Source organism: Acaryochloris marina MBIC11017, assembly GCF_000018105.1.
In the GTDB taxonomy this organism is placed as follows: domain Bacteria; phylum Cyanobacteriota; class Cyanobacteriia; order Thermosynechococcales; family Thermosynechococcaceae; genus Acaryochloris; species Acaryochloris marina.
The window spans coordinates 3995914-4021101 of the sequence record NC_009925.1; the positions used below are offsets into that span (position 1 = coordinate 3995914).

A 25188-nucleotide genomic window follows, 5' to 3' on the forward strand; every position below is an offset into this window, starting at 1 on the left:
TAAACTAGCCAACGAATATTCTGGACTTACTATAGCGAGATCTGGGTGAAACAGTATGAGGAAGTCGCTTTTTCGTCTGAAATGAGGTCCATGAGACTCTAGACGATTCAAAAAGATTAATTGAAACAATTTATTAAGTATAGAATGCAACCCCTAAGAGCAACCATTTTTGGGGATGGGTTTCGTATGCTGATATGGTTCAGAATAGAGCACCACATCACCACAGGGATTGGCATGAAATGCGCATATTAATGATGGGCGGAACCCGATTTATCGGTATTTACCTCAGCCGGATTTTGGTCGATCAGGGGCATGACGTGGTGTTGTTCAATCGGGGAAACCATGCCCCTGCCGTGGCAGGCTTGACTCAAATTCAGGGCGATCGTACGGATGCGGCGCAGCTCAAAGCGAAGCTGGCCCATGAGAAATTTGATGCCATTTTTGATAACAATGGTCGAAAATTATCCGATACTCAACCCTTGGCCACTCTCTTTAAAGATCAGGTCCAACACTTTGTGTATATGAGTTCGGCGGGAGTCTATCTCAAATCGAATCAAATGCCCCATCGGGAAGACGATCCGACGGATCCAAACAGTCGCCATCTCGGTAAAGCAGAATCAGAAGCCGATTTAGCGGCTCAGGGCTTGCCGTTTACGTCGATTCGCCCGACTTATATCTATGGCCCCAAAAACTATAACGATGTAGAAGCTTGGTTCTTTGACCGGATAGTTCGTCAGCGTCCGATTCCGATTCCGGGGAATGGTCAGCATATGACCCAACTCGGACATGTCCAAGATTTAGCTCAAGCGATGGCCTCTGTCCTCGGTAATCCTCAAGCAATCGGCCAGATTTATAATATCAGTGGCGATCGCTATGTCACCTTCGATGGTATTGCCAAAGCCTGTGCCTTAGCTGCTGGCCAGTCTTCTGATGCCTTAAGGTTGGTGCATTATGACCCTGCTCAGTTTGACTTTGGCAAGCGGAAAGCCTTTCCTATGCGGTTGCAGCACTTCTTTGCTGATATTCATAAGGCTTGCACCGATCTTGACTGGCATCCTCAATATGATCTGGTGAGCGGCCTGAAAGATTCGTTTCAAAATGACTATCTGGCTGGCCAACGCGATCAAGCAGACATTGATTTCTCCCTGGATGATCAAATTTTGGCAGCAGCGGCCTAGGGCCACCCAGAGATTTCACACCTAAAAATGGGGGTGGCCAAATTTTAGGTGTGAAATCAGGTGTGAAAGGGTTGTAGCCCTCTAGTCTCCTAGGTAAATCCCTAAACCTCTGGCGGTTTTGACCAGCGTTCCGGTGGGGTCGACGGCTCTGTAATGTGCGATCGCATCAGCAATCGGAACACTCATCACCTGGCGATTTTGCCAAGTCACCATTTGATCAAACTGACGTTCAGCAATCAAATCGACGGCCGCAACGCCAAACGCTGCCCCAATTAGTCGATCGGAAGGGGACGGTATGCCGCCGCGCTGAACATGCCCTAAAACTGTCACCCGGGTTTCGGCCACATGACGACTGCAAATTTGCTCAGATAAATATTGGCCGATTCCCCCCAGACGGCATTCGCCTAATCCATCTGTATGGGTTAAGGGATCACCGCCCTCAGTCCGCACCGCCTCAGCCACGATTATCAGAGAATAGTTTTTGCCCTTACTCTGGCGTTCTTTGATTATGGCGCAGACATTATCAATGGTGTAGGGAATTTCAGGAATCAAGATGATATCTGCCCCTCCGGCAATACCTGCACTGATCGCAATATGACCCGCATCCCGACCCATCACCTCCAGGATAATGACACGGCTATGGCTGGCTGCAGTAAATTGCAAGCGGTCTAGGGCTTCTGTGGCAATATTGACCGCCGTATCAAATCCGACCGATCGTTCCGTTACTCCCACATCATTGTCGATGGTTTTGGGAATGCCCACCAAGTTCCAATTACCCTGTTGGGCTAGCTTACGGAGAATGGCGATGCTACCATCGCCGCCAATCCCGATCAGAGCGTCTAAGCCCAGCTTGCGATAGCCGTCAATCATATCTTCTGAGCGATCGATCAGCGTGCCATCTGGCATCGGAAAGGCAAAGGGATTCCCCTTGTTGGTTGTTCCTAACATCGTCCCTCCTGCGGTGAGTAAAGGACTCATCTGTTGAGGTTGCAGCGCCATGGCTGCAGGCGGATCTTTCAATAAACCATGGGTGGCTTGTTGAATCCCGATCACTTCCCAACCATAATGTTCAACTGCTCGAAGCACGACTGCGCGAATCGTGGGGTTAAGCCCTGCACAATCACCGCCGCTCGTCAGAATACCGATCCGTTTTGTATCACCCATATTTACTCACTATGACCCAGAGGATTGGCATTAAAAGATAGATGTAACCTAAACCATAGATGGCAGGATCATAGGGAAATCCAGGTTGAATTTATCTTTGTCAGGGAAAGTTCAAGTCCATGCTGTTTATGCGGCGAGAGGGACATGGCGCTGGGTCCGATTTTGACCAAAATTTGTCGAGTTATCCGACTTGTCTGTATACTCAAGTAGTACAGGTGTTTTATTGTTTGCTCTTTACCCTATTAGGTCGAAGGCAATAAAAACCTGTGAGATAACAATAGTGACTCAATGTGCGCAGGGGCTGGATCAATCGTGGAACCTTTATCAAAAGCTCAACAAGAATTATTTGATTGGTTGGTTCAATTCATTGAACAACATCAACATGCGCCTTCTATTCGGCAGATGATGCAGGCCATGAAACTCAAATCTCCTGCCCCGGTTCAGAGTCGTTTGGATCATTTGCGCAAGAAAGGCTATGTCGATTGGGAAATTGGCCAAGCCCGGACGTTGCGGATTGTGCACCCAGAGCACTTACAGTCGGACATGGATCAGATTCCGATCTTAGGTGCGATCGCAGCAGGGGGATTAATTGAGCCCTTTGTTGAAGTAGTGGATTCTTTAGAATTCAGCCCTAAACAATTGCCCCCTAAATCCTATGCCCTTAGGGTGAATGGAGACAGCATGATCGATGCGCATATTACAGATGGAGACATCGTCATTATGCGGCCCGTTCAAGAACCGAAAACTATTAAAAATGGAACAATTGTTGCCGCGAGAGTCGAAGGAGAAGGAACGACCCTAAAGCGGTTTCACTTAGAAAGGAATGAAGTCACCCTTGAGGCCGCTAATCTGAAATATCAGCCGATCAAAGTGTTAGCAACACAGGTAGAAATCCAAGGCTCTTTAATTGGAGTATGGCGAAAATATTTTTAAAGGAATGTTACGTATAGGTGCCCTTTAAGCTCAAGTGTTATGACACCGTTCTCAGCTTGGCAATCCACATATCAGATGGATCGCTGTAATAGTCAATTTCATCAATTCGATACTCTGACCGTTGACCTGCCTCGGAAATGTGAATCACATCTCCTCTTCGTACGCCTGCCTTACAAGACGTCATAAAGAAACCAGATTGATCAGGGGCTGCTTCAATGCAAAAATCGCTAGACAAGGCAGAGTGCTCGTAGCGATGAACTCTGCTCTTGCGTGAGCGAACTGGTACATTCCAACGTGGAGATGAGATGGGCTGGTGGAATTGCGTGAATACCATTGATAAAAGATCCCCCGAAAACTTAAGTCGGTGTAATATATCTTACATTATCACACTTGTCAGATGATTTTATGGTGAATAGTCTGTCTGACTCGACCCAGCGCATTCATAAACAGGCTGGGCTTGCGTGGCTGCTATACCTGCATTGCCAGGCATGAAAGTCTTGTGGGATCGAGATACAGTATGTAGTTGCGGAGACCCGCTTAAAAAAACTGATTAGGGGTAGTATTCATGTTCCTTCGTCTACATCAGACCAATAATCTGAGCCAGACTTTTACTAAAACTTATGACTTAATATGACTTTATTGAAGACAGTCATCGTCAGGTCCATGGACTAACAGCTATAAATTCTACGTTTGATATGAGGAGGTACCTGGTCTATTTAGAGGAACAATTGCTCGTGAAACACTATCTAAAACTTGTGGGAATACACAGCGAACTGATCGTTTGACTGATTTTAAGGGACTGTGACTAGTATCACAAACTAGTAAACTCAGTCGTTGTACAGTCAAGTAACCTTAAGATTGGACTTAATCTAAGTCCAATCGGCATTATTTTTGGATAAACCAAGAGTCGCCTTACCACTCATCAGCTGTTAGCAATCTCCTTCAAAAAAGAGTACTGTCAGCAAATTTGGTGTAGAATTGTAAAAAAAAGTAAATAAAGTAAAATATTGCATAAATTATTGATGCAATGCAGATTACTTTATAAGTGTGTGCATCTAGCATTTATGTGATTGTTCGGTTCTTTTCATGATTTACAAATTTCTAGAAAAGGATCAATTTTCTATTAATACCTTTAGGAAAATAGAGGGATTTGTTAGATCGGTTAAGGTTTATGGCTCTCCTGCAATTGACTTTTTCTCTCAATATTTGGCAAAAATAATTGCTACTTTACCAGGGCGTTGTATTCTTGAAAATCTAGATTCTAAATATATTAAGCAATTGTTTTTAACGGGAAAACTTAGATCTGAGCAGAGTTAACAAATTACAAAAATAACTAGCATCAATATTTATTATTTTCTGACGTAATTTTTAAGGGCTAACTTGGGAAAGCTAGTAAGGGGGGGATAGACCATCCTAATGTCGGTCTCAATAAAAGTTGGGCAAGCACCTACCCGACTCATAGTTTGTATCTCCAACAAGAGGCTATTCAGAAATAGTCAAAAAATATGTATAATGGCGCCCGCAACTTTATCAATGACACAGCTCCAACTCAAGCAAAAGTGGCTGATCCCCTTTATCTAGTGCCTTCCCTCCCCCAAGGACAACCGGAGTCTAAGCAAGCTTACTTAATTCTGCAGCGCCTTTTCCCAAATGCAGAATTAAGTAATATTCAAACAACCGTTTTTCTTCAGGCTTGGCAGGGAAAAACTTATCAGCAAATAGCTCAGAGTACGGGCTATGATGCGGACTACATCAAGGACGTTGGCCATAAATTATGGCGGAAATTGTCAGAACTCTTGGGAGAGTCTTTATCGAAACATAATTTTTGTTCGATTCTCAGGCGTCGATATCAGCAGTTGGAAGATGCTGAATTGGCTCAAGAGTCTCATACCGGCGGCGTGAGGACGATGCAATCTCACAAGTCGAAAAAAGGAGCAGGACGTTCATTACCCGTGTGCGATTGGGGTGAGGCTGCGGCTGTACCTGTGTTTGTGGGGCGGCAGTTTGTACTAACTCAGCTGAAGCGATGGATTATTGAAGATCATAATCGCCTCATTGGTATTTTCGGTTTGGGTGGCGTGGGTAAAACGGCCCTTGCCGTGAAATGTGTGGAACAGGTTCAAAGTCTCTTTGACTGCGTTATTTGGCGATCTTTAAGAGATCAGCCGGATTTTGACGCTTTAATGATGGATTTGTTGCAGTCTATTACTGGCCAAGAAGATCTGGAGTTGCCTGACACGGCTCAAGATAAAGTAACCCTTTTACTTGCCTACTTGAACCAACATCGTTGCCTTTTAGTGTTAGATGATTGGTTCTCTGTTTTGCAGGGGCATGAGTTAGCAGGTAGCTACCAGGAAGGCTGTGAGACCTATGGTTTACTCCTAAGACGGATTAGTGAAAGTCGCCATAATAGCTGTGTCTTAATTACGAGCCGAGAACAACCTGCTGGCTTGGCATTTACTGATAATGAAGCGTTTCCAAGTCGAACTTTGTATTTGGATGGACTAGACCAAGAATCAGGTCAAGAAGCTTTGCAAGCTTTTGGCTTAGAGGCTTCCGATGACTGTTCTGACGTTTTGCTAGAGCGTTATACTGGCAATCCTCTCGCGTTGCGCATTGCAGTGAAAACCATTGTTGATTTTTTCGCTGGAAATGTTCCTCAATTCCTGGATAGAGATGAATTGATTTATGGGGACATCAGACGGCTGTTGTTACAGCAATTTGGGCGTCTTTCTAAATTAGAAATGTCTATTATGCAAAGCTTGGCAAGCCTGGATACTCCTGGTTCTTTAGCAGATATTGCGAAGGACATCTCCTTAGAGGAAAGCGATTTACTATTAGATGCTTTGGAGTCCTTACATCGCCGTTCTTTTATCTGGAAGCAAAACGGTCGTATTAGCGTTCCTCAGCTCCTCAAAGAATACATTCGATCATCCAACAGATTAGGGAGAGCTTAAAAGCATCCCTGGATAGTTGCAGAAATGGTCTTTATCCATTAACGGATGAAGACCATTTCTGTTATTAAGGTATCAGCCCTGATCTTTTAGCGTGGGCACGACTGATCTGTATATCTGGCAGGCTTGACATAGTCCCATCTTAAAGAAGATTGGAGCTGTGTCTCGGTTCTGAAGGCTTCGCATCTGCAGATTCTTCAGCTTGCTGTAGTCTTGCTTAAATGCCCAAGATTGTTGGATAACTTTTAGTCCAAGGGGGTTAAATCGTCTGAAGATGTGGTCTGTTAGGCGAGAGCTGTTAATACTGATTTCAGCTCTTTAGAACTGATTCAAAAGTGTTGAGAGGTCGTTAGTCGTAAACGCACAAATAAAGATCGATGTACGCAAGAATGGCCGATCTAGATTTTCCCTCTTGAATTTGCAATAGCCTTGTCAGAGTCATTACCGATGGCTAGAGTTTTGCGAGAATTTTTTTCTTGACGGCCTGATATTTTTGCTTGAGCAGTTGCTTACTATCGACTAAAGTACCTGTCGTAGTGGTTTGCTTAGCAGTAGATAAACAATCTTTCAGCAGTTTGCATTGCCGCTCTGGAATCTTAATGGTGACGACACTGACGGGTTGACCAGGATTGGATGAATCAAACAACATGAGTAAGTAGTACCCCATCTCACTCAGCAGTTTAGTGATGTGCTGCCCCCCATTATCCTTTAGATCAACATAACAAGGGAGCCACCGAGGACCTTGCTGGCGATCAAATAGAGTAGTGATCCAAAGAATGGCTGGATGAGGAGAAAAGGTACACAGGAAATTACTATGGCGCTTGCTGAGGGAGCGTTGTTCAATTTCTTGTTTGGTTAACATCACCCACAAACCGACCGCTTCTTGATCAGAGGATTGAATGGTTTGTGCAAATACAATATTGGCAATCGGTTTATTATCAGGCCAGGATGCTCGCCATGCCAGATCCTCGATCGACCAAAAAACAACTTGTGTTTGCTCAGCAACTGTTAAGTTCGCTCGTTGAGTGTGCTGTTGCGGCGTAATCGAGGTTAAGTCGATAGAAGCGTTATTGATCAAAGATGGATCTACTCCAGCCCCTTGATGAGTGATGCTTTTCAGCGCTTTGATGATGTCTGTGACCGATTGAGGTCTTTGAGCGGGAGCTTTGGCTAAGCAACTCATCACTAAGTCTTCGAGAGCCCTAGGAATTTTCAGAGCTGGAGCCACATCCCATAAGCGTTGAGGGTGAAATTTCTGATGTGCTTGGGCCCAACTGTCAATGGTGTTGGCAGTAGCCATAATGGGGAAATAGCCAGTGAGGGTTTCGAACATGGTGATTCCCAAACTGTAGATATCAGAACGGACATCCACAACTGCCCCCGAAAACTGCTCGGGTGAGCCGTAAGCAACGGTTCCGACAAAGGAATGAGAGCGCATATCCTCAGACTGGCTACTGAGGAAGTCTGCAATTCCGAAGTCTAGGAGCTTTGTCAGCTCGCCTAAACTAGCATCTTTGATCAGAAAAATATTACTAGGCTTGATATCTCGGTGAATAACTTGATGTAATTCACCTTCGATATTGATACCTTGATGGGCACACTTCAATCCTGCACAAACTTGGGTCATGATGTGAATGAAGCGATTTAAGGGTAAACGACCTGCTTCAATCAGGTCTTCCAAGGTTTGCCCTTGCATAAACTCCATGACGTAGAACGGAACCTGCTCGTCATGTAAGCCGTAATCTAATACCCGCACAATATTTAGACTTTGATGACCTAATAAGGCACCAATCCGTGCTTCTCTGGCAAAACGTGATGCGATCGCATCATTGTTGAGGGTATGGGTGAGAAATTTTACGGCAACGGTCACGTCACCTAGGAGCTGATCTTGAGCCCGATAGACGCTTCCCATAGCGCCACTGCCCACTAACTCCACTAACTTGTAGCGATCAATTAAGAGTTGACCAACCTGAATACCTGATTTTTGGCTTGGTGTTGGCGTTGACGATTGATTGAAATTAAAGTACTTGTTGAGCAGCTTCACTGACGGTGTATCCTCGGTTCTGCGAAAAACCTAGATCGCTTTAACCTTAGTTTGCCCGAAGAACGGGCCGGACCACACAAGTCAGGTGGACGGGGATCACTACCCTATGCAAGGGTTTTACCAGGAGAATCCCTTGGTTGTGACCACTATATTCGTCTGTTAAGGATAAAAACGAGGCGAGCAAGATATCTTGCTCGCCTCGCATCAGAAGAGGTTAAGTTTTAAGACAAGAGAGGATTAAACTAACCATTCCAAAACAGCTTCTTCCTTGGTGTTCGTACGGCGCTCAGGAGTTTCCCGAGTGAACTTCATGTGGATAGAGCGATTTTGCTCACCATCCGCAGCAACAGCCATGATTGGGTAATCAATTAGACCATCTTGGAAAGACATTTGGAATCGGAATGTTCCATCGGGATTGAGCTGGATGGGCTGACCGCCAATAGTGACCGTTGCATCGGGTTCAGTGGCACCGTAGACAATTAGCTCTGCATCAGCCACTAACCAGAACTGGCGAGGCCGTATGGGCGGTGCGGATGCCGAGAAGCCGACTCCAGACATGTTAACGCCAGAAGCCGTTGGGATGGCCCAGAGACCGACTCCAGAAGGAAAGACATAGGAGCTCAGGGTCGACTCATGAGCGGGAGCATGCTGCATGGAGCCATACAGAGAACCCGCAACTCGTAATGCTTCGACGCCCTCGGCCATACCGAAGACCTGATCATAAATGCTGTTGTCAGGAGCAGGAGCCACAGGCTTCTTCTCTGGGGGCACGAGAGTTGCAATCTGCTTGCCCCGTAGGTCCATATCCCAATCGACCGTCACGAACTGATCTTCAACCCAATCGGAAGGATAGGTGGGGGGAACATGTACTGGTACAGAGCGGGCTAAGACTAACCAGCGACCATCGGCACAGCGATAGCCAATTTCGATGACGTAATCGCGATCGCTCACAGGTAGGGGGAGGTACCATTCCCGGGCTAACTCATCACAGGGATATTCCTGCACACTGTGAGGGACTTGGTAAGCCAAGTCAATATCCGTGGCATCGTAGAGACGTAATGCGAGCTGTTGTCCGCCCTGATTGCGCAAAATTACCTTATGGTCATGGGGAATATCCCAGTAGGTATAAGCCCATTGAGGATCCCTAGGCATCAGGACAATCCGAGTTTCACCGTAGCCCTCGGGTAGGTCATTTATTTCGGTATCAACAGATGCTAACTCCACAGCGCCTTCTTGCCCCACTTCAAATTTTGCAGCTTCTACCCGTTCCTGATCCGTCACAGCCCCAGAAAATTCAGGGCTAGCTTGGTGATTCATGGTGGAAGGCACGGATGCGTTTTGCTGGGCGACGCGAATGGACTCGAGCAACTGGTCTTTGCGCATGCGGCTGTAACGTGACACCCCATAACGGCTGGCGACACGACGAAGTTGACGCAAAGTCATCTGTTCTAAAGGCAATTGATCTGGAGACATATCAGCAGAGACCTCTAAGGGTAACGAACGAGTTGAGAGCGCCAAACCATAGTTAACCTTGAGTAAATATAACTAGTTGGGGATCGCTTTGTTAACAAATATGTATGAGATCTCTGAGTTCGTCAAGGCGTAAAAGCTAGTAAAAAAGGCTAGTTTATGGAAAGTAGGTATTTTTGGGGATCTTATAGTCATGAATTCATGACATATTGAGGTCTTAAGGGGATCATCTCTTGGCGAAGGGGATCAGAGTCGTTATTAGCTCTCACCCAAGAGAGCAGTACACAGTGCAACCGCTGTGTAGTCTCATGACCAACCCCATATGGTTTGAGACGCAGGGGTTTCTTGCCGTTACAACGTAAATGCAGATTCTATATAGTCCAACAACATGAATTGATAGCCTCTCACATGAATAGGCTGGTTGATCTCTACGGTAGTGACTTGTAAGTCGTCCTGCACATGGACTGTCTTGGAGGGCGAGTTTGAGTTTAAGTTGCACTGTACTAGCGCCACATCGAATTGACAGAATAGCTCCGCTAATTCCGGGTGCTTTTTCAAGTAAAGTTGAGCGGTTTTCCATAGCTTCTGTTGTTTCTGGGGGGTGATCGCCAAGAGACCATCCGCATCCCAATTTTGAGCCCGACGGGTTTTAACTTCTACGAAAGCTAGGCGCGTATTGCTATCTTGGCCAGGAAGGGGAGGGTTGGATCTGGCGATAATATCGATTTCACCCCATCGACAATGCCAGCGTCTGTCAAGAATGTGCCACTGTTGCTGGGTCAGCCATTGACAGACCAGTTGTTCACCCCACTCCCCCACTTGGAGGTTGCGGGACTGACGATTGGGACGAGGTGCGGCAGGGGAAGGCATATTTCTTTCAAGCAGCCAAGAGTTCGATAGGATCAATATATGCACTATCGGCTTTATCATCCTTGATCGCGTCGTTAATCCCCTGACTTAACCAACAATAATTATGCAAATGAAAGGTTTTAACTTATCCACAGCTTTTCCACAACTGAGACGAATCGTGGGGGCCTGTTTTATGGCAATGCTGTTGGTTGGCATCAGTCTATCCAGTTGGCTGCCAACGGCTCAAGCTGATGTCTATAACAAAGAGATATTATTAAATGCCGATTTCTCGAATCGCGATTTAACGGACGCTAGCTTTACAAAGGCGGATCTGCGTGGCAGTGATTTTAGTAATAGCGATTTACGAGGGGTGAGTTTTTTTGCAGCTAACCTAGAGGATGTCAATCTGGAAGGGGCAAATTTGAGTGTTGCGACCTTAGATAGTGCCCGATTTGCTCGGGCTAATCTCACCAATGCCAATCTAGAAGGGGCGTTTGCGTTTAATACGGAATTTCGTCGAGCAATTATCGATGGTGCTGATTTTACAGATGTCGATTTGCGTGATGACACTCTGGAGATACTCTGTGCAGCGGCCCAAGGTACGAATCCCGTGACGGGGCGGAATACTCGGGATACGTTGTATTGTGAGTAGACCAGTTTTGCTGAGAAGCTTTTGGAAAGGGGCTGTATGGTGAACGCGATCGCAACTCGATTCCAGCTCCATAAGCGCTCTCGCCAGTGGATTGGACTATTTTGTTTGGTCGTATTTCTGGTACTGAGCTGTAGCCCCCGGCCGTCTGGCTTGCCTAACAGTGCAGGAGAAGGTCGAATTACCCTAGGTAGCACCGCCAAAATTCGGACCATTGATCCGGCGGATGCTTATGAACTCTTTCCTGCGACATTGCTCTACAACATGGGGGAAACCCTTTATACCTATGATTTAGACAACACCACCCTGCAGCCACAGTTGGCTACTGCATTACCAACGGTCAGTGAGGATGGCCTGACCTATACCATTCCCCTGCGGCAAGGTGTGGTCTTTCATGATCAGACGCCTTTTAATGCAGAAGCCATGGCTTTTTCCTTGCGGCGGTTTATGGAAAATGGTGGACAACCCTCGTTCTTGTTGGCTGAACCAATTGCCGATGTCAAAGCGACTGGGGATTATGAGCTGCAAATTACCCTCAATCAGCCTTTTGCGGCCTTACCTGCCCTACTCACTTTTTTCGGGGCTTGTGCGGTTTCGCCGCAAGCCTACACGATTGGCCCCGGTGAATTTAAGCCCAAAAGCTTTGTGGGCACTGGACCTTATAAGTTGGTGGACTACCGTAGCGACAATATCCGCTTGGACGTCTTCGAACAATATTGGGGGGATAAACCAGCGAACCCAGGCGTTACGCTACAGTTTTTTTCAACGCCTGCGAACCTCTATAACCAGTTCAAAATAGGGTCGATTGACGTTGGCTATCAAGGGCTAGAAACAGACCAAATTCAACAGTTACAAGCAGAGGCATCCTCGGCTGAGTGGCAAGTGATTGAGGCTAAAGGGAATGCCGTCACCCATATGGTCTTAAACCTAAAGCAGAAGCCGTTAGATCAGGTGTCAGTTCGACGAGCCCTTGCCTTACTAGTGGATCGACCTCTGATCACGGAGCGGGTCTATGAAGGGCAAGCAGAACCGCTCTATAGTCTGATTCCCGGTACGTTCGAGACGGCTCGGCCTGTGTTTCAAAGCAAGTATGGTGATGGGGATGCGGCTCAAGCCCGTCAACTGCTGACGGCTGCGGGTTATTCCGCTCAAAACCCTTTAACCTTAGACCTGTGGTATCCATCTAATTATGTGGCTCGGCGTTTGACGGCTAACCTGATGAAAGCCATTGTTCAAGAACGGTCCCAAGGAATTCTCAAGCTGAAGTTAGAAGGGGTGGAATCTACCGTTGGTAATAACAGCTTGTCTAAAGGGATTTATCCCGCTTATTTAGTCAATTGGTATCCAGACTTTTTCGATCCAGATACCTATATTCAACCGTTTCTGTCTTGTGGCAAAGGAACTGAGAAGAATGGCTGTGAAGACGGTGCGAGTCGCTCCCTCGGGTCTTTTTACTACAACAGCAAGGTTAATCAGTTAATTGAACAACAGCGCCAAACGCAAGATGCTCAAGAACGCCAAACTTTGTTGACCCAGATTCAGGAGATTTTGGCCGAAGATATCCCTTATATTCCCCTGGTTCAACGGAAAGAATATGCCTTTAGTGGCAAAGGGATTGCTGGGGTCCAGATTACTAAAACCCAGCAGTTCCCCTTGTGGACCATTCGCAAGTCTTAGGGCTGTGCTGTGGGGACGTTCTTTGATGGAGAGGTTTTAGGCAGGTCTTAGTACAGGCCTTCTTCTTGATCGGTGGCAATGATGCAGTCTGACAAGGCGTAAGTCACACACAGCAAGGCGTAGCCTTCTCCAATTTGGTCATCGTCTAAAAAAGATTGATCGGCTTGATCAATGTTGCCTTTTATCACTTTTCCTGCACAGGAGGAACAAGCCCCTGCTCGACAGGAAAAAGGGAGATCGAGATCGTTATCTTCAGCAACATCCAGAATATATTCGTCATCTGGAACTTCAATGGTTTCTTCAAGCCCCTTTTCCTGATTGACTAAAGTGACTTTGAAGTAGGTGGTCATTATAAAGCTCCTAATCAAAAACAGCGGAATGGTGTGAAAAGCGGAAGCCTATCTCTCTTAGGCGCTGGGTAATGTCGGTGGTAAAACCGTTAGAGCAACTAAACAGACATAAGCCACCGTGAAATAAGTTTCAAAACGAGCAATATGCTCAAAACGACATTGGGTATACCAGTCTCGCTGCCAGATGACGACTGCAAATTTCAGCAGAGCGACGGTAAAGGTCAGGGCGGTGAGGGGCAGTAGCCATTCGCTGTAGAACAATCCCAGGGTGATCAGAATGGCAATACTTAAGAAGATGAAGCTGGGTTTGAGATTGCTGGTTTTGGTCTTACGGAGTTTGATGGTAAAAATAGCGCTGGCATAAAATAATGTATTCAATATCCATAGACCCCAGGCTTGCGGGGTTAAGGTGCCAGCGGTTGCCCCATAGGTTAGCAATGTGGATAGACAAATGGCGGCAAACATCACCAACTCATTGGCGATGGATTTCTGCTGATGGTTCAGCACTGCGATCGCATCCAAGATCAAAGCAATTGCACCGCAGAGATATAGCCATATCAAGATGGGGCTTTGCCGAGCCAAATAGAGCGCTACTAAAAGACTAGAACCCCCATAAATACTGGCCCAAACTAAATATCTGGGTTTCCAGCTACGTCGTTGTTTGAGTTGGACAATGAGTGGATGTTCAGCTTGGAGGGCACAACCGGCGCAAACACAAGCCCAGGTTGTGTCGTGGGTCCAGGACTGGGCTAACGCAGCACCAGAGAGTAATGATCCGAATAGGACTAGCAAAGCACCATGTTCTGGAGCAAAAGTGGGGCGATACCAAGCATGCATGGGGGATAAAAGCTAAAAAACAAACGAATAAACCGCACAGTTTGAGGGAATGGGTGACTCGTCAATGTGGGGTCACAAAAAAACAAAGGGAGTCAGGATCTATGACCCCCCTTGTCTGCGCGGCTCAAGTGAATCAGGTTTCATGACCAGCTAAGTTGTCTAATCAAAGGACTAGTCAACCTAACTTGTTTTAGAAGAGTTTGGAACCTATCAGATCCAACAATACTGTAGTATTAATTGAGAATATATGTCAATTGAAAATTTGCTATTTGCGATTTAGATAGTGTTCAGCTGGACTCATTCTCTGTCGCAGGACCCGCTCACTTGTATGTTTTCTGGAGTTTCATCCTAGTGTTTGCAAGGAATGTAGGTGTCCCAGATTTAGTAGGAAGAAGCTGGTTTTTGGGTTTCATGGGGGGATAAAGCCTGAAAAGGCTCCCCGGCAAATCGATGACTATTGCTGACCCGAACATATGCGATCGCAAATGTGCCGAGAAAAGCGATCCAAATTCCCACACCCAACATGACATACTTATGCATTGCCCGAGTTGTTAGGCGAGGGGTAGGTGTCTTAATCTGAGTTTGCATGGTGTCGAACCTCAAAGATGATGATTAATGGGGCATGAGGGGTAAATACGGAAATATCGGGTGCCAATTCATCACGGTGGCCGCCACTAGAAAAAAGATCAGACCTCCATATAGGCTGCTGGCATGAATATTGCGTTTTTTCCAGAACTGATGCAATAACACCCAGCTCAACAGCCAGCCCATGAGCATAATGGTTTCTTTGCCCGAATAGCTGCCAATTTCGCCATAGACTTGGTCAGAGGTACGGCTGCCTGGAATCCAGTCCCCTAAGGACCAAACAATGGCATTCCAGCTCTTAAACACAACGGTTAAATGTTGATTCACCATTAGTAAAAAGCAGCTAAAGGCAGCGCTGAGCAGCGCTGCAGCGGCGGGGCCAGATACCGTTGGGGCACCTGGTGCTCCGGTGGCAATGGATTGGGGGAATTGCTTGAGCCAATTCCCCAATCTGAGATAGATCGGTTGTGACATGGATTTCATCGGTTAATGGTGGTTGGACTACAAACTATGAATACGGGCAACATTCAGCCCACTGACAAACCCACCCATGGCAAAGAACATCATGGCCATCATGGCGATGCAGGTGGCTGATAGAACGACACGATGCTGGCGATCCATAATTTGATCGCCATATCGCCATAACACCCAAGTCGAAGCGACACCTAGGGGCAGGGTAAACAGCACCGTAAATTCGTGATACTCCATAAATAAGTAATGAACTAACGGTGTATTCTCTAAAATCCAGCGGCGCGCGCCTCCTATAGGTGCTCGATACCGCATATAAGCCCAATTCCCAGATGCTATCGCCAAAAACGCAATAAATGAGGCCCATAAGATCACGGTGCGAACCTGTGACAAGATGCGATGAGACCCTCGCAATAAGGGAAAGGCTAAATGCCCTGCATAGGCAATCACAACGGTTGCTAAGAGGGCAGCAACGCCATGAATTGCTCCCATCGACCGTTGCCAAGGACTTGGACTCAACAGATTGACGACAGGTAAAAAGAGAAACAAGCCTGCCGATAGTAGTCCTAAGGCATAAACGCAGATGGTGGCAATATCTTTGGTTTTCGGAAAGGTGACAGATTCTACATCAATCGGTTGTTGCATACAGAAATCGCCTTTAAATAAAATTTCTCCTAATAGAGAATTTGCAGTGCCCAGTGGATTCCCGGTCCAGAACGCTAATTCCTCCATGAGGCAAGCATTCTCGTGAAATCCTATTGATCTTTTGTGGATAGAGCTTGATTCACTCTAATGCCGCCTCTTTAAGAACCCTCAAAGAAAGCAGGATCGTGAATGTTTTGCTCACAAGATACTTTATCAATAACCGACATTTATATTGAGAAAGAATTTCAATAATTGTTGCGGTATTGGGAATGACCTCCCATCCCAGCACAAACTAGGCCCAACCGTTCCCTCAAAAAGAGGTCTTTGGCAAGGTAGGGCCAAGTCAAATAATGATGGACACCCTATGCCTGGTAACTGGACCAGATATAGGGTGTGGTGTCTTTTTAAAAAAGGCTGAGTTTATGATGCTGCGGACTTTAGATTGGGCAGGAGTTCTACAGTGGCAGGCTCAGGGGTGAGGGGCTTTAACCTTAAATCTACATAGAATTCGTTTTGCTCTAGCTCCACTTTGGATTGAGCACAGAGTAATAACAGGGCCCAGAAGACCCCAACCCGGTCATTCATAAAGGACAGTAACTCTTCAAAGTCAAGCCAGTCTTGATTTGGGTCTAAGCGGGCAAAAATTTCTTCTAGCTGCTCGGCGACTTCGGACAGATTTTCTTGGTGGGCGAGTTGCGAAATCGCTTTCATTGATTTGGCTTTTGACATGCGCCGCACTTTGCGGACTTTGGGACGCTGAGCTTGGCGCTCTACCGCCACCGCCATCAGTTCTAGTTGATTAATTAACTCTGTCAGCGTCACCCGTCGTCGTTGAGGAGGGCGGGCCACCGGACGACGTTGTAGGCACCCTTCTAGAGGGGAGGGTAAGCCGTTAGATACGGCTTCAATATCATCAAATAGCAGCAGCTCCATTTCATCGGGCTCTTCTGGTTCTTCAATCAAATCGCCTAACGTTTCGGCCTTGAGGAGAACGAGCATGGAGGCATAGAGAAAAGCCTGGCCTGAGTCCGACAGTTCCTGGGAGTCTTGATAGGATAAATGGCTTAAAAACCGGTCAAAGACATCGATGACTTGAACATCCCATGGATCGATTTCACCCCGTTGGGCTAAGTCGATCAACATGGAAATGGCATTGTGGGCAAAGGAACTGCTCATAGCGGCTTAGTCTGGAACAAGCTCAGACGGTGGAGGGGTAAGGATGGCTGAGTCGCCCTCGGTCCGAGGAACAACGGTTTTGGTGGTAGGTTCCGACAAGGTAGCTACAGAGACGGCATCGCTGGTGACCGTGGCTTGACTGGGCAGAAGTAAGCGTTGTTCTTCGAGTTCAGCTTTGTAGCGTTCGATATCGGTTTGTAAGGATTCAATTTCAATCTCTCGTGCTTGCAAGGCTTCTCGAGTAACGAATAACTCTTGAACAGTGGTCCATACGCTAAAGACCCAGGCTAGGACAGCGCCAATCCCTAGGGTAATAATCAATTCAATGGACAAGGGAGCCGTTAACTCGACACCATTCACGACTTTGATGCTGACTAGCTGTGTATTCTCAATGGCAAACAAAACAACAGCCAGACAAATCACGAAAATCAGAGTAAAGTTGACCTGCCGCATTCGATAACTCCCAAGGTGATATAACTCTGCAATTCTAGCGAGACTAAGCTTTTGAGGGATTGAGATTTGGCTTGAGAAAGGACAAATTTTGAATATTTTTTCAAAGCTTAGCAGGTCTAGCGAGATTTAGGCAGTTTCCTTTAGAGGAATATTAAATTTGAGGCTTGTTAGGATAACAGTACTGTTTCTGTTCCCTGACAAATTTATTCTGTCCCCGCTGGGGGACCTATCATTTCCCCATGCTACCCAAGGCAAAATTATTAAACGGTGTAGAACATACAGACTGTATGTCTCGCCTTCTCGACCAGGCCACTCAAGCGTTGAAAACCTGGGAGGTGGTGGTCTCTGCTTTCCTGTCGCCGCCAGAGCTAGCGGAAGCCCAACAGATGTTTGCCCCGCTGACGGAAGTCTCGATTTTGGCTTGGGGCGGCTATCCTCAGGCGGAACGGCAGCGGATTGCGATCGCACATTCTGATCTTCCCCTCGATCAATCTCAAGTAGAACTTGCTGCCCTCAGCATTTCCGGGAATTTTCTCTTTGATCCAGCCAGCCACCGTGACTTCTTAGGAGCCCTTCTGGGAACCGGGATTGTGCGTGATCAGGTGGGGGATATTTTGGTCTTGGGTGAACGAGGCGCTCAAGCAATCGCATCTCCGCAACTCGTCCCTTTTCTCCAAACTCATCTGACTCAGGTGCGAACGGTGCCGGTGCAAGTGGAACCTATTCCCTTTGAGCAATTGAAAGTAAGAGAGCCTCGCTGTAAGGAGATGACGACGGTAGAAGCCTCCATGCGCCTTGATGCGGTAGCCTCCGCTGGCTTTGGCCTATCGCGGAGCAAAATGGTTAACTTAATCAATACTGGAGATGTCCGGGTTAACTGGAAGGAAATTTCCCAATCCAGCTATGGCCTCAAAACGGGAGATTTAGTGACGATCCGGGGCAAAGGGCGTTTGGAATTGGGTGAGGTGCAAATCACCAAAAAAGAGCGCTATCGGATTCAGCTCAAGCGGTTTAGCTAAACCTTTAAGACTCTAAGGGAATCTGCTGCCAGGTTTCTTGCTTGACCACTGTATGAGCTTGCCACTGCTCTTGCGATTTGGGATAGTCGGCTCGATAATGTCCGCCTCGGCTTTCGGTGCGGAAGTGAGCACTTTTGAGGATTAAGTAACCAATATCCAGCAAGTTCTGAGTTTCTGCCCAAGCGCGCACGGGGATATCGGGGTTAACTGTAACCGTTTGCCCTGGCGCGATGCTGCTGAGTTGCTGGGACAAGGGAGAGCTGAGGAAGGCTTGTCGCCACTGATGCACCCGTGCGATCCCACGCTGAATCTGATCGCCGGAGCGGGAAATTCCAGCGCTATTCCACAGCACTTCAGGGAGCTGAGTCCGAATTTCAGCCAACATGGCTTCGTCCTGTGGCTCAATCGTGAGATCGTCACTGGCTAAGGTTTCCGTTGAGGTGATATCTGCTGTCGGGATAGACGATAAATCAAGATGGGCAAACTCAGCCGCAAACACCAAACATTCTAAAAGAGAGTTACTCGCCAACCGGTTAGCCCCATGAACGCCCGTGCTAGCCACTTCTCCAACTGCATAGAGTCCTGGAATAGAGGTTTGACTTTGTAAATCGGTCTGTATTCCCCCCATCCAGTAGTGAGCTGCTGGCGAAACTGGAATGGGCTGCTGATAAACATCAACCCCCCATTTCTGGCAAACCTGAATAATTTTGGGAAACCGCCGCTGGATTTGCTCAGGGGCAATGGGTCTTAAATCCAGCCATACCTGATGGGTCTGGGACTCAGACGCCTGCAAATGGGTAAAAATAGACCGACTAACCACATCCCTAGGTGCTAGTTCCCCCTGGGGATGATAGTCAAACATAAATCGGTGACCAGAGGCGTCTAATAAGTGGGCGCCTTCACCCCGTACCGCTTCACTGATTAGAAATCGGGGTGCACCCGGCAGCGTTAAAGCCGTGGGATGAAATTGGAAAAACTCTAAATCTCGGAGCTGGGCTCCTGCCCGCCACCCCATTGCGACTCCATCCCCTGTACTTAAGGCTGGATTGGTAGTTTGGGAAAAGACTTGACCGCCGCCTCCCGTGGCCAAAATAACAGCCGCCGCAGACACCCAAGAAATCTGGCCTGCCGACAGTATGCAGATGCCTTGGCAACGTCCTGTTTGAGAATGTCGCCACAGCTCTAGGGTGAAGGTATCTGCCAACACTTCAATATTCGAACGCTGCCACATTTGGGCCGTCAGGGTTTTGATTAAGGCTCTTCCCGTTGTATCAGCGGCATGGAGAACACGAGGACGAGAATGCGCCGCTTCTAAAGTCGCAGCTAATTGCTGATCTTGGCGACGATCGAAGGCAATTCCCATTTCCAACAATGCATCTACCTGTTGGGGGGCCTGCTGTACTAGAAAATTAACGGCCCTCGGTTCACATAGGCCTACGCCTGCATTCACCGTATCTTGGGCATGGAGTTTTGGGGAGTCACCTTTATCAAAGGCAGCTGCAATACCACCCTGGGCCCAATCGCTAGCAGAACGGGACAAACTATCTTTGGTAATCAGGCCTACCCTAATGTGTGAGGGGAGCGACAAGGCGGTATACAGCCCTGCAGCACCGCCCCCGACAACGAGGACATCAAAGTGGGAAGACCCTTGAGTATGGAGATCTTGTGACAAGGTTCAAGAAAAATTGCTGTAATGCAGCATAAAAAATACTCCCCACCTGAAAGCAGTGGTCAAATGAACGACTGCGTAGGCAGAGAGTGCAATTGTACAAACTGATGGAATAGAAGTTCGGCCACGTCCTAAACCATCAGTACATAAAGATAATTACTTCATGAAAGGCTTGTAAGAACCTGGGTTATAACGATCTTGACCACCGACCAAAGAAGGATCAGGATCAGAAATTGTAAAGTTACCCATGTTGTCTTGTAGAACTTTCTTTTGCTGGTCGGTTAAACCATCAATTTGTAAAACGTCTTCAACACTGCTGTATGGGGCATTCTGCACGACTTTACCCGCAACAGTGGGATAAAGGCCCTTGTATTTCATAAATGCAAGGACATTAGTGTTATTGACATCGATCTTCTGACCAAAATCTGTTCCCAGCTTTTCGTCAATTGGGTTACGGTAGGTGTCTGCCAGCACGATGGTGGGGCCAGACTGCAAATTAAGGGCATTTACAGGTTGAGACCAACCAAAGAAGCTGAGGCATGTTGCCAGAGCGAGACCAATCAAACCAAAACGACGGACAAACGAATGCATTTCCTTAAGTACCTCCCTGTCTCAGAGATTTCAACACAGCTCTTAGTAGAGCCTATCATCAACTACAGACTCCAACCCACAAAAAAACTTTTTTAGGGTATAGTTTTCTGAAATTTATATTTTCAATACACCAATATTACTACTGGTTGGTCTCTAAAAAAGTTTTGAGTTCGGGAAAAGAGCAAGCATAAGCTGGTTTAGGGTTTACATATCCCTTCAATTGCACCGTAAATTGGCGTAACGGCAAATCCTCACCCTGCCATTCCTGCATGTATTGATACGTGGTCGCTCCTACCGCAATATCCAGACCAATTTGCTTCGTACTCGTTTCTAAACGAAACGCGGCATTGACCGTATCTCCTAGAGCCGTGTAGTCTGGGCGATCACTACTGCCCGTATTCCCGACCATACCGTAACCCGTATTGATGCCAGCACCAATTTTTAAGGGAAAGGGTAAGGGATATGCCAAGTGCAGCTTTTGGGTCATTTCATTGAGCTGATGGAGGGCCTGAAAGGGTTGTTGCAGCTCTTGCTGCCCCACATCTTGAGTGCCGTGAATCCACACGGCCATCACTGCATCACCAATATATTTATCTACCCAGCTGCCATTAGCTCGGATAATATCTCCTGCTTTGCGAAACCAGGTGCCGACGACTTCAGATAAGAGCCGTTCATCCAAATTGCGAGTGAGGCCCGTAAAGTTGCGAATATCAACCACGAGTACTGAGATCAACCGGCGAACATGCAGCAAAGCGGTGACTGGTGCTTCTGATAAACCTTGGGTCGCGGTTGATAGACGGACGGCATCAGGATTATAGAATTCAACGTTGGTTTGACCAAAGGTGAGTTTATCCCCATGTTTCAAAGAAATGGGGACACTCACTCGTCGCCCATTTACAAATGAGCCGTTGTGGCTTCCCAGGTCAATTAAATAGAGTTCTCTGGCTCCCATGGATTGCAGCATGGCATGGTTGCGCGACATCCATTGATCGGGGAGCACAATGGCGTTGTCGGATCCTCGGCCAATGGTCCAATAGGAATTGCCGACGAGGGATAGTTTATAACTCCCCGATTCGCCATGAACGTTGAGATAAGGATGATGGGTGTCATCATCTGATGGGGGTAGCAGTGGTCGAGAAAGTACTTCCGTAGAGCCGTCAAACTGGGTACTAGACGTGCTCAGTTCCTGTTGCAACTGGAGGAGATGTTGCTGTTGTTGTAGAACAATTGCAATCAGCTGCTCGCGAGTGAGTCCCGATAAACTTTGGGGATTAAAGACAGCAGGGGACTCTTGAGGCACCGGCATGGATATGGTTTTGCGAGAGTCATGGGTGGCCTCGTTGCCATGACTCTCGTGCTTACAGTTACTCGGGGTGCTGTCGGTACCAATCAATGGTGTTCTGTAATCCCTGCTCTAAGGTGATGTTGGCGGTAAAGCCGAATTTTTCTTTAGCTTTAGCCGTATCCAAACAACGACGTGGCTGACCATTTGGCTTATCCGTGAGCCAAACCACGTCACCTTTAAAGTCCATCAATCGACAAATTAAGGTGACGAGATCACGAATGGAGACTTCAGAGTTCGTTCCTAAGTTAATGGGGTCCGATTCGTTGTAATCTTCCATCGCCATTATTATTCCCCGTGCAGCATCCTCAGAGTACAAAAACTCCCGGGTCGGTGTGCCATCCCCCCATACTTCGAGTTGGGTCGCCCCAGCTTGCTGGGCTTCATAGACTTTGCGAATCAGAGCAGGGATGACATGGGAGCTTTGTGGATTAAAATTATCTTCTGGACCATATAAATTCACAGGGAGTAGATATACCCCGTTAAATCCATACTGCTGCCGATAGGCTTGGAGCTGGACGAGTAATGCTTTTTTGGCCACCCCATAGGGAGCATTGGTTTCTTCGGGATATCCATCCCAGAGAGCTTCTTCTTTGAAGGGGACGGGCGTAAATTTGGGATAGGCACAAATGGTACCCACACAGACAAATTTTTCGACGCCTTTTTCATAGGCCGCATGAATGAGTTGGGTGCCCATCATCAAATTGTCGTAGAACAATTCGGCAGGTTTAATTTGATTTAAACCAATGCCGCCAACATGGGCTGCTAAGTGGATGACAATATCTTGTCCGGCAACAGCGTCTTGACAAGCACTTAGGGATCGCAAATCGCAGGTAGAAGAGCGAGGGATGGAAATATTCTCAAGTTGTGCTCCGGCTTTTTGTAGTTGAGCAATGACTTGACGGCCCAGAAAACCTGCGCCTCCGGTGACTAGAACTTTTTTGCTGGCAAGATTGGATGTAGTCATGATTATGTTTTGTCAAATACAGTTATTGACGGACAACCGAATTAAGCTGGGAATGCTAGGCTAATAATGCTAGCTTAGACATTCTCATCTATTTTTTAAAAAACTCCTATGGAATTGCATGATCAGGCTGACGAGCCCCCTGAACGTAGCTCCGATGTTCTCTCCAAAATTGCTGGAACTGCGATCGCATGTCTGACCTTGGCTATGCCGCTCTATGTGACAACATACTATTCTTCAACCCGTCAGATTCCACTCGCTCCTCAGTTGTCTGAGTCCGTCATGGCAAAAGAGCGGCCCCAGAGCTAGGCATTTGTTTAAGGGGTTGAGTCAGGTGCTAATTCCACTTCAAAAGACTCATCTTCGACGGTGACAATATCACCCGCATTGAGCTGTCGTCCACGGCGAACTTCAAGCTCCCCATTGACTGTTACAAATCCAGACTGGATCAGATGTTTGGCTTGTCCACCGGTAAGGGTTACCCCTTGAAATTTCAGAAATTGATCCAGTTTCATAGGGTACTTGGTTTAGATGTGTATTGGCTTCAATCTAGGGTAAGCAATCTACTCTAGAATGCCAACCCTTCCTTAAGCTTGGCCTGAATCATCGATGATGGAACGAATCCCTTCAATAGACGCAGGAACTGATCGAGGATCCATAAACATCACCTTGCTGCTGTCGCTTTCGCCGATAGTTGCCCCCATATCCATATAGTTCTGAGCTAACAGAAACTGTAGAGCCTGTTCAGCTTTAGGGTCTTTTTTTAGGGCTTGAGTGACAATCTGCAATGCTTCTGAAGTGGCATGGGCCCGCAATACGCGATCCTGACGTTCACCCTGGGCTCTAAGAACGATAGATTGCTGCTCTGCTTCGGCTTCTAAAATGGCAGATTTCTTACGGGCTTCAGCGGCTAAAACTTGGGCTTCGGCAGACCCACGAGCGGAGTTAACAGCTGCTTCTTTTTCGCCCTCAGATGTTAAGATAGCAGCTCTTTTTTGGCGTTCGGCAGCCATTTGAAGTTCCATGGAATCTTGGACGGCTTGAGAAGGGGTGATATCCCGTAGCTCAACCCGTGTGACTTTCACTCCCCAAGGATCGGTTGCACTATCTAGTTCTTGCAGGAGGATTTCGCTGATTTGGGTGCGTGCTGTAAAGGTTTCATCCAGTTCGAGCTTACCCATCTCGGCTCGAATTTGAGTTTGGACCAGATTGACCATGGCAGATGAGAGATTCTCAACCTTGTAATAGGCTTTCTCCATATCGATAATTTGCCAATAAACCACAGCATCGACCGTAATAGCGACATTATCACAAGTAATACAAGATTGAGGGTCAATATCTAGTACTTTTAGTCTTAATGTGTCTTTATAGACGATTTGGTCGAGCACAGGAAAAATAATATTTAATCCTGGATCTAGACGTTTTTTATAACTTCCTAAGTTTTCGACTAGAGCAGCATTCCCTTGATTAATAATGCGTACGGAGCTAGCTGCACCAGCCCCACCTATAGCTATAAAAATAACTGTTATGAATTGCCACACAATACTAACCCCACGTAAATAAATCTCAGGTATTTTACGATTCTGAATGAAAGGTCAGACCTTCCCCAAATTCAGTAGGAATGACGAACAAGGTCGTTCCTTTTCGGCCCACAACGTACACTTTTGTCTTGCTTTCGATGGTCAAATTTTCATCTTCACAGCGAGCTCGCCAGGAACTTCCTTCATAGATCACTCGCCCCGTTTGGCCTGCTGGAATTTGAGTGAGTGTTTCTGCTTCCACCTCATCTTGTAAGATTCTGGCGGTTCTTTTGGGCACAAATCGGCGAACCAATCCAATCAAAAGGACTGACAAGATCAGCCAAATTAGAGCTTGAAGATAGAACTGAGGCACCACCAAAGAAATAACTGCAACCGCAAAGGCACTGATGCCCATCATCAGTTCTACAAAAGCGGTGGGTGTAATGACCTCAAATACACAAAATGCCAGTCCTAGTCCTAACCATAGCCAAGCCAAAATCTTGTTCCTTACCGGTTGCTGGATCCGATATATACCTTACCCGCAGTATACCCAGGATGGTTTAGTTCTGTGGCTGACATAGGCAGTTTATACTTGAAGGCGCTAAATTAGAGCGGAGCTGGAATCAGCCCCAGCAGAAATTTACACACGAT

26 protein-coding genes are annotated in these 25188 nt (G+C 46.9%); 7 read left to right on the forward strand and 19 right to left on the reverse strand.

The features are described from left to right. The first annotated feature begins 239 nt into the window (after positions 1 to 239). Entirely contained in the window at positions 240 to 1178 is a 939-nt protein-coding gene (locus tag AM1_RS17890; RefSeq protein WP_012164287.1) for an NAD-dependent epimerase/dehydratase family protein, read from the forward strand. An 81-nt stretch (positions 1179 to 1259) separates the two neighbouring features. Here the strand turns inward: AM1_RS17890 and AM1_RS17895 are convergent, their stop codons facing one another. Continuing rightward, positions 1260 to 2342: an ATP-dependent 6-phosphofructokinase gene (locus AM1_RS17895; protein ID WP_012164288.1), complete on the reverse strand. Its 1083-nt coding sequence runs from the start codon at positions 2340 to 2342 to the stop codon at positions 1260 to 1262. A gap of 312 nt (positions 2343 to 2654) precedes the next feature. Here AM1_RS17895 and lexA point away from each other — a divergent pair, with 312 nt between their 5' ends. Then, positions 2655 to 3275 (forward strand): transcriptional repressor LexA, encoded by a 621-nt coding sequence (gene lexA / locus AM1_RS17900; protein WP_012164289.1) that lies wholly within the window; start codon positions 2655 to 2657, stop codon positions 3273 to 3275. A 37-nt stretch (positions 3276 to 3312) separates the two neighbouring features. On the opposite strand, the gene AM1_RS17905 is transcribed toward lexA, so the two are convergent. After that, entirely contained in the window at positions 3313 to 3609 is a 297-nt protein-coding gene (locus tag AM1_RS17905) for a hypothetical protein (protein ID WP_238549006.1), read from the reverse strand. Positions 3610 to 4780: 1171 nt separating this feature from the next. Between AM1_RS17905 and AM1_RS17910 the strand changes: the two genes are divergently transcribed. Then, positions 4781 to 6232 carry an NB-ARC domain-containing protein gene (locus AM1_RS17910; RefSeq protein WP_012164292.1) on the forward strand — a complete coding sequence of 484 codons (1452 nt, stop codon included), beginning with the start codon at positions 4781 to 4783 and terminating at the stop codon, positions 6230 to 6232. 448 nt (positions 6233 to 6680) lie between these two features. Here the strand turns inward: AM1_RS17910 and AM1_RS17915 are convergent, their stop codons facing one another. The 3 genes from AM1_RS17915 to AM1_RS17925 all read right to left on the reverse strand — a co-directional run bounded on the left by AM1_RS17915 (position 6681) and on the right by AM1_RS17925 (position 10613). Then, positions 6681 to 8273, reverse strand: a complete 1593-nt coding sequence (locus AM1_RS17915; RefSeq protein WP_012164293.1) for a serine/threonine protein kinase — start codon at positions 8271 to 8273, stop codon at positions 6681 to 6683. A gap of 237 nt (positions 8274 to 8510) precedes the next feature. Beyond that, the gene (locus AM1_RS17920) at positions 8511 to 9746 is read right to left on the reverse strand and encodes a DUF4912 domain-containing protein (RefSeq protein ID WP_012164294.1); all 1236 of its coding nucleotides are present in this window, start codon (positions 9744 to 9746) and stop codon (positions 8511 to 8513) included. Between the two features lie 348 nt (positions 9747 to 10094). Next, positions 10095 to 10613 (reverse strand): YraN family protein, encoded by a 519-nt coding sequence (locus AM1_RS17925; protein WP_012164295.1) that lies wholly within the window; start codon positions 10611 to 10613, stop codon positions 10095 to 10097. Between the two features lie 103 nt (positions 10614 to 10716). Between AM1_RS17925 and AM1_RS17930 the strand changes: the two genes are divergently transcribed. Then, entirely contained in the window at positions 10717 to 11244 is a 528-nt protein-coding gene (locus AM1_RS17930; RefSeq protein ID WP_012164296.1) for a pentapeptide repeat-containing protein, read from the forward strand. A gap of 36 nt (positions 11245 to 11280) precedes the next feature. Then, a complete protein-coding gene (locus AM1_RS17935) occupies positions 11281 to 12918 on the forward strand; it encodes an ABC transporter substrate-binding protein (protein WP_012164297.1) in 1638 nt (545 codons plus the stop codon). 47 nt (positions 12919 to 12965) lie between these two features. Here AM1_RS17935 and AM1_RS17940 read toward each other — a convergent pair whose 3' ends face one another. The 7 genes from AM1_RS17940 to AM1_RS17970 form a co-directional block, all read right to left on the reverse strand. Beyond that, on the reverse strand, positions 12966 to 13268 hold the full coding sequence (locus tag AM1_RS17940; protein ID WP_012164298.1) for a 2Fe-2S iron-sulfur cluster-binding protein: 303 nt from the start codon (positions 13266 to 13268) through the stop codon (positions 12966 to 12968). A gap of 57 nt (positions 13269 to 13325) precedes the next feature. After that, the gene (locus AM1_RS17945; protein WP_012164299.1) at positions 13326 to 14105 is read right to left on the reverse strand and encodes a YwiC-like family protein; all 780 of its coding nucleotides are present in this window, start codon (positions 14103 to 14105) and stop codon (positions 13326 to 13328) included. A 381-nt stretch (positions 14106 to 14486) separates the two neighbouring features. Then, positions 14487 to 14693: a hypothetical protein gene (locus tag AM1_RS17950; RefSeq protein ID WP_012164300.1), complete on the reverse strand. Its 207-nt coding sequence runs from the start codon at positions 14691 to 14693 to the stop codon at positions 14487 to 14489. A 24-nt stretch (positions 14694 to 14717) separates the two neighbouring features. Further along, entirely contained in the window at positions 14718 to 15164 is a 447-nt protein-coding gene (locus AM1_RS17955; RefSeq protein WP_012164301.1) for a hypothetical protein, read from the reverse strand. Positions 15165 to 15191: 27 nt separating this feature from the next. Further along, complete coding sequence (locus AM1_RS17960; protein ID WP_012164302.1) at positions 15192 to 15803, reverse strand: hypothetical protein; 612 nt, start codon at positions 15801 to 15803, stop codon at positions 15192 to 15194. A gap of 420 nt (positions 15804 to 16223) precedes the next feature. Then, entirely contained in the window at positions 16224 to 16979 is a 756-nt protein-coding gene (locus AM1_RS17965) for a segregation/condensation protein A (RefSeq protein WP_012164303.1), read from the reverse strand. Positions 16980 to 16985: 6 nt separating this feature from the next. Then, complete coding sequence (locus tag AM1_RS17970; protein WP_012164304.1) at positions 16986 to 17432, reverse strand: lipopolysaccharide assembly protein LapA domain-containing protein; 447 nt, start codon at positions 17430 to 17432, stop codon at positions 16986 to 16988. 239 nt (positions 17433 to 17671) lie between these two features. Here AM1_RS17970 and AM1_RS17975 point away from each other — a divergent pair, with 239 nt between their 5' ends. After that, positions 17672 to 18451 (forward strand): photosystem II S4 domain protein, encoded by a 780-nt coding sequence (locus AM1_RS17975; RefSeq protein ID WP_012164305.1) that lies wholly within the window; start codon positions 17672 to 17674, stop codon positions 18449 to 18451. 4 nt (positions 18452 to 18455) lie between these two features. Here the strand turns inward: AM1_RS17975 and nadB are convergent, their stop codons facing one another. The 4 genes from nadB to AM1_RS17995 all read right to left on the reverse strand — a co-directional run bounded on the left by nadB (position 18456) and on the right by AM1_RS17995 (position 23020). After that, positions 18456 to 20123 carry an L-aspartate oxidase gene (nadB, locus tag AM1_RS17980; protein WP_012164306.1) on the reverse strand — a complete coding sequence of 556 codons (1668 nt, stop codon included), beginning with the start codon at positions 20121 to 20123 and terminating at the stop codon, positions 18456 to 18458. Positions 20124 to 20276: 153 nt separating this feature from the next. Further along, a complete protein-coding gene (gene psbU / locus AM1_RS17985) occupies positions 20277 to 20711 on the reverse strand; it encodes a photosystem II complex extrinsic protein PsbU (RefSeq protein WP_012164307.1) in 435 nt (144 codons plus the stop codon). Between the two features lie 139 nt (positions 20712 to 20850). After that, positions 20851 to 22017 (reverse strand): adenylate/guanylate cyclase domain-containing protein, encoded by a 1167-nt coding sequence (locus AM1_RS17990; protein ID WP_012164308.1) that lies wholly within the window; start codon positions 22015 to 22017, stop codon positions 20851 to 20853. A gap of 58 nt (positions 22018 to 22075) precedes the next feature. Then, positions 22076 to 23020, reverse strand: coding sequence for a GDP-L-fucose synthase family protein (locus AM1_RS17995; RefSeq protein ID WP_012164309.1), 945 nt, complete (start codon positions 23018 to 23020; stop codon positions 22076 to 22078). 108 nt (positions 23021 to 23128) lie between these two features. Between AM1_RS17995 and AM1_RS18000 the strand changes: the two genes are divergently transcribed. Continuing rightward, complete coding sequence (locus tag AM1_RS18000; protein WP_012164310.1) at positions 23129 to 23326, forward strand: hypothetical protein; 198 nt, start codon at positions 23129 to 23131, stop codon at positions 23324 to 23326. An 8-nt stretch (positions 23327 to 23334) separates the two neighbouring features. Here AM1_RS18000 and AM1_RS18005 read toward each other — a convergent pair whose 3' ends face one another. The 3 genes from AM1_RS18005 to AM1_RS18015 all read right to left on the reverse strand — a co-directional run bounded on the left by AM1_RS18005 (position 23335) and on the right by AM1_RS18015 (position 25033). After that, positions 23335 to 23532 (reverse strand): RNA-binding S4 domain-containing protein, encoded by a 198-nt coding sequence (locus AM1_RS18005; RefSeq protein WP_012164311.1) that lies wholly within the window; start codon positions 23530 to 23532, stop codon positions 23335 to 23337. Positions 23533 to 23604: 72 nt separating this feature from the next. After that, entirely contained in the window at positions 23605 to 24558 is a 954-nt protein-coding gene (locus AM1_RS18010) for an SPFH domain-containing protein (protein WP_012164312.1), read from the reverse strand. A 34-nt stretch (positions 24559 to 24592) separates the two neighbouring features. Next, entirely contained in the window at positions 24593 to 25033 is a 441-nt protein-coding gene (locus tag AM1_RS18015) for an NfeD family protein (protein ID WP_012164313.1), read from the reverse strand. Between the last annotated feature and the right edge of the window lie 155 nt (positions 25034 to 25188).

Excerpts from the sequence above, each read along its gene's own strand:
- AM1_RS17945 (WP_012164299.1), bottom strand. The coding sequence starts at position 14,105 with ATGCATGCTTGGTATCGCCCCACTTTTGCTCCAGAACATGGTGCTTTG.
- AM1_RS17965 (WP_012164303.1), bottom strand. The coding sequence starts at position 16,979 with ATGAGCAGTTCCTTTGCCCACAATGCCATTTCCATGTTGATCGACTTA.
- AM1_RS17970 (WP_012164304.1), bottom strand. The coding sequence starts at position 17,432 with ATGCGGCAGGTCAACTTTACTCTGATTTTCGTGATTTGTCTGGCTGTT.
- AM1_RS17955 (WP_012164301.1), bottom strand. The coding sequence starts at position 15,164 with ATGTCACAACCGATCTATCTCAGATTGGGGAATTGGCTCAAGCAATTC.
- AM1_RS18005 (WP_012164311.1), bottom strand. The coding sequence starts at position 23,532 with ATGAAACTGGATCAATTTCTGAAATTTCAAGGGGTAACCCTTACCGGT.
- AM1_RS18000 (WP_012164310.1), top strand. The coding sequence starts at position 23,129 with ATGGAATTGCATGATCAGGCTGACGAGCCCCCTGAACGTAGCTCCGAT.
- AM1_RS17990 (WP_012164308.1), bottom strand. The coding sequence starts at position 22,017 with ATGCCGGTGCCTCAAGAGTCCCCTGCTGTCTTTAATCCCCAAAGTTTA.
- AM1_RS17920 (WP_012164294.1), bottom strand. The coding sequence starts at position 9,746 with ATGTCTCCAGATCAATTGCCTTTAGAACAGATGACTTTGCGTCAACTT.
- AM1_RS17925 (WP_012164295.1), bottom strand. The coding sequence starts at position 10,613 with ATGCCTTCCCCTGCCGCACCTCGTCCCAATCGTCAGTCCCGCAACCTC.
- AM1_RS17930 (WP_012164296.1), top strand. The coding sequence starts at position 10,717 with ATGCAAATGAAAGGTTTTAACTTATCCACAGCTTTTCCACAACTGAGA.
- AM1_RS17950 (WP_012164300.1), bottom strand. The coding sequence starts at position 14,693 with ATGCAAACTCAGATTAAGACACCTACCCCTCGCCTAACAACTCGGGCA.
- AM1_RS17935 (WP_012164297.1), top strand. The coding sequence starts at position 11,281 with ATGGTGAACGCGATCGCAACTCGATTCCAGCTCCATAAGCGCTCTCGC.
- psbU (WP_012164307.1), bottom strand. The coding sequence starts at position 20,711 with ATGCATTCGTTTGTCCGTCGTTTTGGTTTGATTGGTCTCGCTCTGGCA.
- AM1_RS17905 (WP_238549006.1), bottom strand. The coding sequence starts at position 3,609 with ATGGTATTCACGCAATTCCACCAGCCCATCTCATCTCCACGTTGGAAT.
- AM1_RS17975 (WP_012164305.1), top strand. The coding sequence starts at position 17,672 with ATGCTACCCAAGGCAAAATTATTAAACGGTGTAGAACATACAGACTGT.
- AM1_RS17890 (WP_012164287.1), top strand. The coding sequence starts at position 240 with ATGCGCATATTAATGATGGGCGGAACCCGATTTATCGGTATTTACCTC.
- AM1_RS17910 (WP_012164292.1), top strand. The coding sequence starts at position 4,781 with ATGTATAATGGCGCCCGCAACTTTATCAATGACACAGCTCCAACTCAA.
- AM1_RS17940 (WP_012164298.1), bottom strand. The coding sequence starts at position 13,268 with ATGACCACCTACTTCAAAGTCACTTTAGTCAATCAGGAAAAGGGGCTT.
- AM1_RS17895 (WP_012164288.1), bottom strand. The coding sequence starts at position 2,342 with ATGGGTGATACAAAACGGATCGGTATTCTGACGAGCGGCGGTGATTGT.
- AM1_RS17960 (WP_012164302.1), bottom strand. The coding sequence starts at position 15,803 with ATGCAACAACCGATTGATGTAGAATCTGTCACCTTTCCGAAAACCAAA.
- AM1_RS17995 (WP_012164309.1), bottom strand. The coding sequence starts at position 23,020 with ATGACTACATCCAATCTTGCCAGCAAAAAAGTTCTAGTCACCGGAGGC.